We start from the raw sequence: 13,040 nt of genomic DNA on the forward strand, positions 1-13,040 counted from the left end.
CGGCAGTTGCTGATATTCCCCTCTTCTACAAAAAAAAGACCGTCTGGCAGGATACCAGACGGTCATCGACATAAAAACCTATACAACTGCTAACGGGCAATAAACAATAGCGCATCAGCCACCACAGCGCCATCTGCCTGCTCATTACTGATTTCCACGTAAGCCTTCTTCCCCTTTGGCAAACGGAAAGTTCCCAACAACACCCACTCGCCGGAAGTCTGCCCTTCTACTTTAATCGCTTCGGCATCTATCTTCACCGGTGTCAGCTGTTTTCCGTCAAAAACCCGCACATGGGTTACACTAGACTGATTGGGCAGTTTAGGTACATAACTGTAAATATGATACTCGCCTTCCCGTTGTATTTCCGGGGTAAAACGCGCAGATTTCGGCACACTGCCCCTGCTGTCATCCAGATAAAGGGAAGGACCATAACCACCCCGGCCTTCTTTTTTCCAGTCGCCCTGCAGCTTCACATGAGCGGCATCATCATTGTCCACCAAAATCTCCGGCGTACTGTTATCCGCCAGGGGATTGGACGCCAGCAACTGCTGCACTTTTTTCACAGCCACCTGCTGCACCGGCACCCGGCTGTCAATAGCCACCACCGCAGCGGTAGCAGCAGATTGCGCCAGCACCATAAATACCGGCTCCATCCGGATAGAACCGTAGGCAATATGGGAAGCCGACAAACAAACCGGTACCAGCAAATTAGCGCACTCGCCGGCTTTCGGAATCAGCGAACGGTAAGACACCGGGTAAGGACCAAAACCGCCAATCTGTACATCGCCTTCATTCTTTACCATACCATTCACCACCAACCGCTGCGTATTATGGGAGTCCATGGTATAAGCAGCCATACCCACGCCGTCGTTTACGGTAGCGCGGCCTTCACAGTTGGCTTGAGTCATCACGTAAGCACCCACCATACGGCGCACTTCACGCACGTACAACTGCGGCGACCAATGACCGTTATTCGTATACTCATCTTTAGGATATCCCCATTGCAGCATCTCCCGGCGCAAATGCTCCGGCATCCGCGGATCATGTCCAATGAAATACAACAACCCTTTTGTATAGTCTTCATGCTGCCGGATAATCTGCTGACGGGTAGCGGCATCTGCTTCAGGGTAATGGTAGTTCATGCCAATCATATCGGTGGAAAAAGCCCCGTTATTATTGATATCCGTTTTACCGTTAGGCATCAGGTCAAACTTCAGGAATCCCCACAGGTTGCCGGCCGGCTTTTTCTCCAATACACGCAACAACAGCTCATAACGGGAAGGATCATAGTTTTCCGGTTGTGTGATCGGGATCAGGTTATCAGCCCGGTTAGTGAGGCAAATACGGAAATTGTAGGCCTGCACACATTTATCGCCGCTGCCCTGTTTGGCCAGTGATGCGGAACTAATACCCCACAGCAGTCCGCTTTCCGGTTTACCGGCTATTTTATAGGGATCTATCCCATCCGGGAACTGATGTTTATCCCGTAACTGCACACCATTGTAGGTTTCCTGGTAAGTACCGTTATCCTCACGGCCAACGGTATACGAAACACCGGCTTTCGCCATCAGGTCGCCTTCATAGGAACAGTCAATAAACATCCGCGCTTTTACGGCTACCGGAGAAGGGCCGTCCACCGTGATTTCACGGATGTAACCGTTCTCTTTACGCACCGCGCTCAGGCGATGTTCATACCACACTTCTATCTGCGCATTTTTCAGATAGAAGTCGAATGTTTGGGAGGCTACATGCGGTTCAAATATCCACTGTTCAAACTTACCATAGTGGCTGCCGATACGCCGGTAAAAATCGCGGGCCAGGCCGGAGATAGCGTATTTATTGCCAATATCGGTATATCCCAGTCCGCCTGTAGTAAGGCCTCCCAGGTGTTTGCCTGGTTCTATCAGCAACACCGACTTGTTCATTTTTTTTGCGGTATAAGCTGCAATAATACCGGCGGATGTGCCGCCATATACACAGATGTCTACTTCTCTGGGCGTGCCGGCCTGTAAGGCTGCCGGGATGGTCAACAGGCAACAAATGGCCAGCAACCACAATTTAATTTGTCTGATCATAGTTAGTACTTTAATAACCGGGATTTTGGTCTTTAATAGGATCTATTGCTTTGTTATAGTTGTATTCGGTGGTAGGAATAGGCCACAGCAGATGTTTATCTGCCACGGTAATGCCTTTCATGGCTTTGATCACCTCTTTCGCAATACCCAGCCGCTTCATGTCCAGCCAGTGTTTGCCTTCACTGCAATCTTCGTAGGCGCGTTCTTTTACTACCAGGTCTATAAAAGCAGGCAGACTGCCATAATCCGCCAGTTTAAAATCGACGGTAGCATCCGCCACCATCGGGTTCTTGCCGTAAGCCCGGCGATGGATCATGTTCAGTTTCTCCATAGCATCAGTGGTAGGTCCGTTATTCACACGGCTGTCACATTCTGCATAAAACAATAACAGATCGGCATAACGGTACATCGGGTAATCATTGCCCGCGGCGGTGGTAGTAGTACGGTCACTGAATTTTTTATTGAGGATCGTACTGGGACCGAGGCCAAACGTTTGTACGTACCAGTTATAGTTATACCGCAAATCATTTTTATCCCAGTTCTTTACAAATGTATTGTTTACCGCATCACTATACAGCGTATAATATCCTCCGGGAGGATAATAACCGGAACCGGGATAGTGGGTATACATTGGATATTGAAACCCTTGTCCGACCGGCTGCCGGGAGAATTTCAGGTAGAAGATTTCTTCCGGCGTGGTGATGATATCTGGTCCAAACAGTTTATCGAAATCTGCGGATACTGTCACGTTCACCAGCGAAAATTTCCCGGACTGTATCACCTCCAGCGCTTTGTCGCGGGCTTTCTGGTAATCGTTCCGGTTCATGTACACATCCGCCAGCACTGTTTTAGCGGCCCATTTGGAGGGAGCGCCCACCAAACGGCCGGCATCAGGTAAATTGATTTCTGCGAATAACAGATCGTCGGTGATCAGCTGATACACCGCATCTTTGCTGGCCCTGGGCAGATCCCGGGCTTCCATATTATTTTCTGTGCGGAGGGGTACGCCTGCCCAGTTGCGTACCAGGTAAAAATACAGCAGTCCCCGCAGGTAACGGGCTTCCGCCATGAACTGGCTTTTATCCGCATCACTAAGGTTTTTACCGACAGGTATTTTCTGAATCACAATATTGGCGTTGCGGATAGCTTCATAAAAAGCGGCCCACATATCGGCGATGCGGGTAATATTATTGTTGTCCAGTCCGGCATAATCATTTAACGGAGCATGGCTGCCACGGCCATACATATACTCTGTATAAATTTCCTGCTGTATCTGATACAGCGCGCCCAGCGTGCCACCGGCGCGGATAGGCGTATAAATGGCATTCAGGCCCGCCTGCACTTCGGCAGCGTTGTTATAAAACTGTTCTGCTGCAATAGACTGCGGCTTTTCATCCAGCAGTTTTTCGCAGGAGGTAAACAGCAACACAGACAATATGATGAGGATACTATATTTCATAAAAAAGATTGAACTGTTGGAAAATCAAAAACCGCATCTGATGCCGAACGTCACCGACTTATTGGTAGGATAAGTGGCATAGTCAATCCCCTGGTTGACGGAGCTCTGCGCACCAGGTGCTACCAGGTAAGCGAAGGAGTTCACCTCCGGATCATACCAGGAATATTTGGTGATGGTGATCAGGTTTTGCCCGCTGACATATACCTGTGCTTTCTTAAACCATTTCACATGCATTTTTTCCAGGGGGATGTTGTAAGCCAGTTGTATATTTTTAAACCGCAGATAGGAGCCGTCTTCCACGAAACGGGTGGACATATTCGCGTTCAGCGAACGGGTGATTTTCGGATATTTCGCCTGGGTGTTTTCCGGTGTCCAGTGGTCGTAAGCCACGTCTGCCGGCAAGTTCAGCCCCATACCCAAATCCAGCGTAGCTGCTTTATTCAGGTTGTAAATATCGTTGCCTTTGGAACCCTGGATAAAAACGGATAACTCAAATCCTTTGTAGCTGGTCACGGAATTGATGCCATAGAGGAAGTCCGGATTAGGATTACCGATATAGGTTTTATCATCCGCACTGATTTTTCCATCTTTGTTCAGATCGGCATATTGCAGGTTGCCTTTGTCGGTATAACCGGTTTCTACATAGCCATAGAACACACCAAAGGGCTGGCCTTCACGCAGCAGGTTCACATAATCGTTGAGCGAACCGGTATAGAAGGTATTACCGTAGATATCCTGCCCGTTATATAGTTTCACGATCTTATTGCGGTTAAAGGAGATGTTGGCATTTACGTTCCAGGTAACTTCTTTTTTAAGGATATCCACATCTACGGCGAACTCCATGCCTTTATTCTCCATCTCACCTACATTTTGCAGGGTAGTGCGGTAACCCATGGAGGCGGGCAACTGCACGGTATTCAGCAGGTTCTTTGTTCTTTTTTGGTAGAAGTCAGCCGTGAAGCGCACCTTATCATTAAAAAATGCTGCATCCACACCGAAATCAGCCTGGTAGGTGGTTTCCCACTTGAGGTTACCCGGCAGCATGATATTAGGGGCCAGGGCAGTGTACAGCGCATCACCGAAGATGGTGTTGCCTGCTTTCAGCTGGTTCATGGTTTGGTAGGGACTGATCGCGGCACTGCCGGTAGCGCCGTAGCTGGCCCTTACTTTCAGGTCGGATAGCAGGCTGGAACCTTTCAGGAAAGGCTCATCGATAGCTCTCCAGGCGATGGCGGCAGAAGGGAAGTTGCTCCACTTGTTACCCGGTGAATAACGGGAAGATCCGTCCCGGCGTATACTCACGGTAAACAGGTACCTGTCCATGAGGGTATAATTTACCCTGGCCAGGTAGGAAAGCAGCACCCATCTTTCATAGGAACTGGCCGGAACGCCCGGTGTACCGGCGCTTCCGAGAGAACCTGTTTTAGTGACATCACTCAGGAAACCGGTGCCGGAGCCATCCAGGGTGGTTTTTACATAGTCCTGGTAGGTAAACCCGGCAGTTACGTTGATGCCGTGTATACCCAGCTTTTTGTTATAATAAAGCACGTTCTCGTTCAGCAGGCTGGTGGACTGGGTCGTTCTAACCGAAGCCGATCCTACGGAGTTGGTAGAAGGTTCAATGTTGGCATAATAGTCGCCACGATCGTTCAGGTTGTCGATACCGCCGGAAATACGCAGGGACAAGTCTTTCCACGGCTTAATCGTCAGTGCTGCATTGGAAAACACACGGTCGCCCTTGAGGCGGTCGGCCACCTGGTTAATAGGTATCATCGGGTTGATGATCGCATTAGAGATAAAAGGGTAGGCTGTTGTAAGGCGGCGGTAGCTACCATCGGCCAGGTAGGGAGTTAATGTAGGCGGCGCCATCAGCATGGCGGAAATCAGATCACTGCCCCTGTTACCCGGATTGGAATTCTGACTGCGTGTATCCATGCGTGTTAGCGTAGCGTTATAGGAAACGCTGAAGATCTTACTGATATCATGTTCTACGCTACCGCGGATAGAATAACGTTTATAGTCGCTGTTGCGTACGATACCATCCTGCAGGAACATGCCGGCAGAAAGGGAGAAGCGGGTTTTATCTGTCCCACCGCTCACAGTGGCGCTGGTATTGTAGATGGGCGCTTTGTGCATCACCAGGTCCTGCCAGTCGGTACCAGGATTCAGTCCGAAAGAATCGATCTGCGCTTTGGTGAAATAAGGCGCCTGTCCGTCGTTGACAGCCTGTTCGTTGTACAACGTAGCATACTGCTGTGCATTCATCAGTTTCATCTTTTTAGAAACAGATTGAATGGTATAACCGGCGGTGACTTCCACATTGGTCGTTTCTTTTTTCTTTCCGGCTTTAGTGGTGATGATCACGATACCGTTGGCTCCACGGGAGCCGTAGATCGCCGTGGAAGAAGCATCTTTCAGAATTTCTATGGAAGCGATATCTGAAGGTTGCAGAAAAGTAGGGTTTCCGTTGTAGGGAAATCCGTCGATCACATACAGCGGATCATTGCCGCCCATGATGGAATTGATACCTCGTATACGCACGCTGATAGCGCCACCGGGGGAGCCGTTGTTTTGCATCACGCGTACGCCGGGAGCGCGGCCGCTCAGGGATTGCATGACGTTGGTATTAGGCTGGGCGGTGATATCGGCGGATTTTATCTGGGATACCGAACCGGTGAGGTCGCTTTTTTTGGTGGTACCGTAGCCGATCACCACTACTTCGCTGGCGTTATTCACATCGGCTTCCAGGCGTATTTGCAGCGGCTGTTTAGCAGTGGCAGCTGTTTCCTGGGGTTTGTAGCCGATGTAGGATATAACGAGGACGGCAGTACGTGGAACCGTTAATTTAAAGTAGCCGTCGGCGTTGGTCTGGATACCGGCTTTACCACCTTTCACCACCACGGTGGCGCCGGGCAGCGGCTCTCCGGTCGTGCTGGTTACCCGTCCGCTGACTTCCACCTGTTGCTCTTGTGGCAGTGCGGGAGCAGGAATCTTTTTCGTCATATCCGCCGGTTCTATCACAATATTCTGTCCGACGATGCTCCAGGTGAGGGATTGCTGCCGCAGGCAGCGTTCCAGCACTTCTTCCAGGGGTACTGCTTTCACGTCTACGGTTACACGCTTTGCGTTGTCGAGCAGGCGGTGATCGAAGAAAAAGACGTAGCCGGTTTGTTTTTCGATAGCACGGAAAATTTTTTCGAGCGGCGCATTCCGTTCAGACAGGGATATACTCTGGGAATAGCCCCTGGCGCTCACCTGTAAACAGGCGCATAATACAATAATGGCTGATAATTTCATGGCCAGCAGCATTTTGGCGATACACCGGGGTTGATAGGCCGGTCGCCTGCAAATAGAACTAAATTGCATACTTTTGAATTGTTTGGGTAATAAAAGCCCTGTCCCGGTGTTAAAACCAGGCGCGGGAGTCGTGGAACGATTTTCATTGGGTTACCCAAACGACTGCCGGGAGTGCTGGAACACTTCCGGTTTTTTTTGGGCCCCTGTAGTGTTTACCTAATCATTTTTCATAACGGTTGTTTTCATGGTATGACGATGATTTTCTTTTTTTCCAGTCTGACGTGGATTTTACTGAGTTCTAATATTTTCAATACTTCTTCTATACTGCTGTTACGGGATATTTTCCCGCCAAATTCCCGGTCGGGCACATGGCCTTCATAAGCCACTTCCACATCGTACCAACGGGCTATCTGCCGCATTACGCCGGGTAATTTTTCATGGTTGAACTGGAAGTATCCGTTTTTCCAGGCAACGATTTCATCTACATCCACATTATTAACAACTGCCAGCTGGCCGGTGGCGTCCAGGCGGAGCTGCTGACCAGGCCGCAGCGGTGTTTGCGCACCGGCGGCATCTATTTTCACGGCGCCTTCCAGCAGGGTAGTCCGGATGGTGGCTTCTTCCGTATAGGCCATGACGTTAAAGTGTGTTCCCAGCACCTGGATGTCCATATTATTCAGCTTTACATGGAAAGGTTTATTGGGCATGGGCGCCACTTCAAAGTAGGCTTCACCGGTGAGCTGTACGGTTCTGTCGCGGCCACTGAAGGCGGTAGGGTAACGGAGTGTGGAAGCGGCGTTGATCCATACTTTGGTGCCATCCGGCAGGGTTACGCGGAACTGCCCGCCCCGGGGGATGGCGAGGGTGTTGTATTGCAGGGCGCCGCCGGTATGGCTGCCGCTGGCTTTATAAGCCAGCTGGCCGCTGTCGACCTGCACAACCTGTACATTCCCTTGCTGAGCCAGTGCACCGTTACCGGCACTGTCCAGCGTAATGGTGCTGCCGTCTGCCAGGGTGAGCGTGGCTTTGTTGCTGCCGGGCATCACTTCATGGGCAGGCACCGGTGTATGCTTAGCCAGCGGCTGTTGCCGGCGGCCGGACAACCAAAACACCGCGGAAGTGATGATAATGGTGAGCGCTACCGCAGCGACGGCGGGGATAAGCCAGCGATGGCGGCCCATCGGTACTACAGGCGTGCCTGCCGGGCGTATGGAGGCATATACCTGCTCCATACGTGCCGGATCAGCATGGCCATGCAGTTGTTTGTCCTGTAATAAAGACAAGAGGGCTTCTTCCCACTGTTCCTGCCCTTCGCCTTCGCGCAGCGTTTCCCAGAGACGGCGGGTTTCTTCTTCGCTCAGCTCCTCGTTGAGATATCTTCTTATCAGTGTTGATAAAGGTGTTGATTCCATAGCCGGTATACGACGTTACAGGATAAAGACGCATCAACTTAAAAGAGGGAGGTGGTCGCTTCAAAAAAAATTTAAGGGGTAATCGTCAGCATGATCAGCAACAAGGTACCGGGATAGTGGGCGAGCAGTTTACGCAGGGTGGCGAGGGCTTGTACAATATAACTTTTGATGGTAATACGGGATACGCCCATGGCCTGGGCTATTTCATCGTGGCGCATGCCTTCAAAGCGGCTCATCCGGAAGGCTTTCTGTTGTTGGGGTGGCAGGCGGCGGATAGCGGTATGAATGGCGTCCTCCAGTTCTTTGAACTCGGTACGGGCTTCCGCGCCGCTATGCGTATGTTCGTGATGGTAATCCTGCAGGTATTGCCGGTAGGCATCCTGTGAGGCTAATTTGCGCAGCCGGCTGTAGAGCAGGTTACGGGCCATAATAAAAAAGTAGGCCTCCAGCTTCTCTATGTGCGCCAGCTGCGCACGTTTTTCCCAGAGCGTTACAAAAATGTCCTGGGCAATGTCTTCTGCTATATCGGGCGAACGGGACAACAGCAGGGCCGATGAATACACAGCATCCCAATGACGCAGGAACAGTTCGCGGTACGCGTCCTCATCTCCTGCAGCCATACGCCTCAGTAGTTCAGTTTCACTATGTGGAATTGCATGCATCGTTGGCAGACCCGGAGCGTCTGTTCTACCCGGAGTTTTAAAAATAATAAAACTTATTTATTGTCCAGCCATACTACCTTTTGCTCCGGGGTATGTTGCTGACCAATCACATCGCGGTACAGGTCCGGGCGACGCGCTTTGCGGTAGCGGTATCCGCCTGCCTGTTGTAATTTCTCCGGTGTCAAAGTGGCTATGGCAATATCGTTGTCCAGCTTGCGGCATTCTGCAATAATACCTCCGAAGGGGTCCAGGATCATGGAACAGCCGTTTTTCAGCTGGTCGTCGTCCATACCGATGGGATTGGAGAACACGGCATACACGCCGTTATCATAAGCGCGGGCGGGCAGCCATTTCATCAGCCAGCTGCGGCCTTTGAGACCATCGAACTCCAGGCGCAGGGAGGTAGGATCGGCTTCGCGGTTATGCCATAGGGCAGGGTCTACAAAACCGGCGCCCGGACGGGAAGAAGGCGTACACATGGTTACATGTGGCATAAAGATGATATCCGCTCCCAGCAGGGCGGTAGCTCTTACGTTTTCAATGACGTTGTTATCGTAGCAGATCAGGATACCGCATTTCCACCCCAGCAGGTCAAACACCACGTACTCATCACCAGGCGTAAGATATGGGTTAATGAACGGATGCAGCTTGCGGTATTTGGCTACCAGCCCGTTTTTATCCACACATACGTAGGCTTTGTACAGTTTATCCGCCGCATCTTTTTCAAAAAGGCCGGCCAGGATAGCGATGTTATGTTCCCGGGCGATGGCGGTCAGCCGTTGGATACTGGGGCCATCTGGAATGAATTCTGCCAGGTCCAGCATCTGTTCTTTCGACAGGTGACGGGCGAACGTGTAACCGGTAACGGAGCATTCGTGAAAGGCTATCGCCTGTGCGCCGCCGGCGGCTGCCTGGGCCGCGAGATCGTTTATCTGTTGCAGATTATAGACTTTGTCTCCGCTTTTGTTCTCAAATTGTGCTGTTGCTACCTTTAATTTTTCCATGCTATTCGTATGTTCTTAATAGTTATATTTTTTCACTTTGGTGCCGGCGGCACAGTCGCGGATCAGTTCAGCCAGCCGTTTATCGCGGGTGGCCTCCTGCTTGCCGCTCATGATCCAGTGGGCAGTCAATTTACGGTAGGAGGGCGGCATTTTCTGATAAAACTCCCAGGCTTTCTGATTGGCACGTAACTGCCGCTCGTAAGCCTCGGAGAGCTGAAGCGGATCGGCTCTCTCGTACGTATAAATGGCCGTTCGTTCCATTTCCCGTTTGTTAAAAGCGGCAATACCGGCAGGCATCATCCGGCCTTCCCGGGTAAGATCTTCTACCTTCTTGACGTTAACGGCACTCCAGATGCTTTTGTGTTTACGGGGCGTAAAGCGGATCGTGTAACTTTCTTCATCAATGGTTTTGCGGACACCATCTATCCAGCCATAACAAATTGCTTCATCTACCGATTCAGACCACGACATGCTTTTTTTTCCGGAACCTACCTTATAAAACCCTACCAGCAGTTCTTCTGCCTTATGATGATGTTTATCCAGCCACTTACGAAAGGCTGATCCTGTTTCAAAAAACGTAGGCCCATCATTTGAGGATGTAGTCATTTGGTTATTGGATTATTGGATTTACGGATTTTTTGATTTACGAATTTCGGAATTTGATTGATATCGAAGATCGATTTTTGTACAAAAAGATACCAAATTATCTCCAACAAAATTCCAAAATCCCTAAATCAAAAAATCCGTAAATCCAATGACCAAATAATCAAATAACCCAATACAAAAATGCCTAGTTTTGGGCAAGCAGAAAATGACTATGAAAGATTTTAAGAAACATTTCATCATTCCGGCAGAACCGGAAGAAGTATACGCAGCGCTGACTAATCCGGCCACTTTACGGCTGTGGACAGGGGAAGTGGCTGAGATGTCTACTGAACCGGGTTCGGAGTTCTCCCTGTGGGAAGAGAGTATTGTTGGCAAAAACCTGGAATTTGAACCAGGCAGGAAGATTGTGCAGCAATGGTATTTTGGGGAAGATGAAGAAACCCCTTCTATTGTTACCATTATCCTCCACCCCAGCAAAAAGGGCACCGATGCGGAGTTAAAACATACCAATATTCCGGACGAAGCTTTTGAAGATATCACCACCGGCTGGCAGGAAGCCTATTTCGGTGCGCTGATCGATTTTTATACGGAGTAGCAGGTCACCCGGCTTGTTCTACAAGCCGGGTGACCATCCGCCTAATCATTCGTCTGGTAAGGGAAACTGCTGTCCAGCCACTCAAAATCAATCTCGGCTTCGAGTATGCTGCGCAGTTCATCTTCGGTGATTACGCCTTGTGCAAATACCCTGGCCACTATCTCCTGTTGGCGGGCTGACAGATAAGGTGCGTGGCTGCGCAGGTAGTTCTGCGCATTGGCTGCCGGGTCTCCTTCTGTAAGCAGGCCGGGATACTCCGGATCCTGTTCCAGCATGGTTTCCAGCATCCGTGCAAAGATGAAATCCTGCAGGTTCTTCGCCATCACCACTGCCTCATTGCTATCATGATACACCAACACAATGGGCACATTGTCACCGTCCTGGAGGTTATAGTAAAACGCAAACCAGTCTCCCGCACCGGTATAACCGAGGGGTACAAACCGGTGCGATTTGTCGGCAAACAACATTCCTTCCGCTACTTCGCCGGAAATATCTTCCTGTTCTATAATTTCAAAATCTTCGGCAAATAATAAAAAAGGCGGGTTATCCTTTACCCTGGGAAATTCACGATCAAACCATCCGGGTCCCAGTTGGCCCCAGGAAAGCATCCCATCCCGGTCCAGTTGTTTATACAGTTCAGGATATTTAAAATTGTGTTCCTGTTCTATTGTTTCCAATACGGTCATCTTCTATCATTTTTTCATCCGAAAGATACAGCTTATTTACGCACGGCTGTGCGCTTAAAAGATTGTTCGCCCTGTTTCTGATAAGGGTTCATCACAAAAGATAACAGGCTGCCGTCCTGTTTGAGTTCCACTACCCGGAAACCATGGTATTCCACGCCCCAGCTGCCACCTACGTGGCCATCCCAGAGGAAGGGAATTTTTTCATCCAGCATTTTCACGCTGTCTTCCTGGTGGTCGTGACCGTTAAATACTGCGCGGATGTTAGGGTACTGTTTAATCAGTGCCTGGAATTCCGCTGCATCGATGCCGTGTTTGGTCCATTTCACCGGTGTAATATGTACGAAAATGAAGATGTTGGCCGCTTTTTTATACTGTTCGAGTTTTTCGCGGAACCACGCTACGTCCGGACTGATATAATTACCCTTAATATCTGCCGTGTCGCCCAGCAGGATAACGTTATCACCGATGACTACGTCGTGGTTGAGCGGGAAACCCCAGGCTTGTTGCCACGCTTCCGGTGTTACCTGGTCGTGGTTGCCACGGGTAGCGTATACTTTGGAATGGATCTGTTTAAACATCGTTGCCGCCGGCGCCATAAAATCCGGGTTGTTGTGGATGACATCGCCGTTGAGTACGAAGAAAGCGCAGGGGTTGTCTTTCTCGTAAGTGCGGAAGGCTTTCTCCAGATCCTGGTAGTATTGTTCATAGGCTGTTCCCGGCTCACCGTAATGCCAATCGGAGCCGATGGCGAAGCGGAAGACCGTTTTATTCTTAAAGTCTTTGCCGGTAGCGGCGCTAACAATTTTACCGCAAGCCTGGATAACAATGGCGGCAGATACACCGCGGAAAAATTCACGTCTGTTCATCATAACGTTAAAATTAGTCGTTCCCCATGGAATCAATGGGTACTGTTTATATATTAACAGAAAGGTAAAATATTATGGTGCGCCTGTACTTGATAATTATAAAAAACGATGATCACTTCCTGTTGCCTATCCACGAAAAGTACAATGACAAAGCCTATAGCCCTGCCCGTTAAAAAAACATCAGGCTACCTCAAGATAATATCAATCTGCCTAAAGCCATAATCATATGTAATATTTCACCATACATTATATATTAAATAATTGATAATCAATATATTAAACTCACACTATCCATCGATTTCACATATCATTTTTATGCATCTGCCGCTCAACTTTCAATTTATTCAGAAAGAATTGTAATCAGATTGTTAATATTAC

10 protein-coding genes are annotated in these 13,040 nt (G+C 49.6%); 1 reads left to right on the top strand and 9 read right to left on the bottom strand.

What is annotated here, in order from left to right:
- Positions 1 to 89: 89 nt before the first annotated feature.
- The 7 genes from ICL07_RS11125 to ICL07_RS11155 all read right to left on the bottom strand — a co-directional run bounded on the left by ICL07_RS11125 (position 90) and on the right by ICL07_RS11155 (position 10,515).
- Positions 90 to 2,075, bottom strand: a complete 1,986-nt coding sequence (locus ICL07_RS11125) for an FAD-dependent oxidoreductase (RefSeq protein WP_188087973.1) — start codon at positions 2,073 to 2,075, stop codon at positions 90 to 92.
- A 10-nt stretch (positions 2,076 to 2,085) separates the two neighbouring features.
- Positions 2,086 to 3,534 (bottom strand): RagB/SusD family nutrient uptake outer membrane protein, encoded by a 1,449-nt coding sequence (locus ICL07_RS11130; protein WP_188087974.1) that lies wholly within the window; start codon positions 3,532 to 3,534, stop codon positions 2,086 to 2,088.
- A gap of 24 nt (positions 3,535 to 3,558) precedes the next feature.
- Complete coding sequence (locus tag ICL07_RS11135) at positions 3,559 to 6,900, bottom strand: TonB-dependent receptor (protein WP_223151803.1); 3,342 nt, start codon at positions 6,898 to 6,900, stop codon at positions 3,559 to 3,561.
- A gap of 173 nt (positions 6,901 to 7,073) precedes the next feature.
- Positions 7,074 to 8,243, bottom strand: a complete 1,170-nt coding sequence (locus ICL07_RS11140) for a FecR family protein (protein WP_188087975.1) — start codon at positions 8,241 to 8,243, stop codon at positions 7,074 to 7,076.
- A 71-nt stretch (positions 8,244 to 8,314) separates the two neighbouring features.
- Entirely contained in the window at positions 8,315 to 8,905 is a 591-nt protein-coding gene (locus ICL07_RS11145; RefSeq protein WP_281389492.1) for an RNA polymerase sigma factor, read from the bottom strand.
- Positions 8,906 to 8,958: 53 nt separating this feature from the next.
- Positions 8,959 to 9,909 carry a nitrilase family protein gene (locus tag ICL07_RS11150; protein WP_188087977.1) on the bottom strand — a complete coding sequence of 317 codons (951 nt, stop codon included), beginning with the start codon at positions 9,907 to 9,909 and terminating at the stop codon, positions 8,959 to 8,961.
- 15 nt (positions 9,910 to 9,924) lie between these two features.
- Positions 9,925 to 10,515, bottom strand: coding sequence for a YdeI/OmpD-associated family protein (locus ICL07_RS11155; protein WP_188087978.1), 591 nt, complete (start codon positions 10,513 to 10,515; stop codon positions 9,925 to 9,927).
- Positions 10,516 to 10,705: 190 nt separating this feature from the next.
- Here ICL07_RS11155 and ICL07_RS11160 point away from each other — a divergent pair, with 190 nt between their 5' ends.
- Positions 10,706 to 11,110, top strand: a complete 405-nt coding sequence (locus ICL07_RS11160) for an SRPBCC domain-containing protein (protein WP_246485007.1) — start codon at positions 10,706 to 10,708, stop codon at positions 11,108 to 11,110.
- 41 nt (positions 11,111 to 11,151) lie between these two features.
- Here the strand turns inward: ICL07_RS11160 and ICL07_RS11165 are convergent, their stop codons facing one another.
- On the bottom strand, positions 11,152 to 11,796 hold the full coding sequence (locus ICL07_RS11165; RefSeq protein WP_188087979.1) for an SMI1/KNR4 family protein: 645 nt from the start codon (positions 11,794 to 11,796) through the stop codon (positions 11,152 to 11,154).
- A 32-nt stretch (positions 11,797 to 11,828) separates the two neighbouring features.
- Entirely contained in the window at positions 11,829 to 12,665 is an 837-nt protein-coding gene (locus tag ICL07_RS11170) for a metallophosphoesterase family protein (protein WP_188087980.1), read from the bottom strand.
- Between the last annotated feature and the right edge of the window lie 375 nt (positions 12,666 to 13,040).

The sequence above is a fragment of the Chitinophaga qingshengii genome, from assembly GCF_014529935.1.
Taxonomy (GTDB): domain Bacteria; phylum Bacteroidota; class Bacteroidia; order Chitinophagales; family Chitinophagaceae; genus Chitinophaga; species Chitinophaga qingshengii.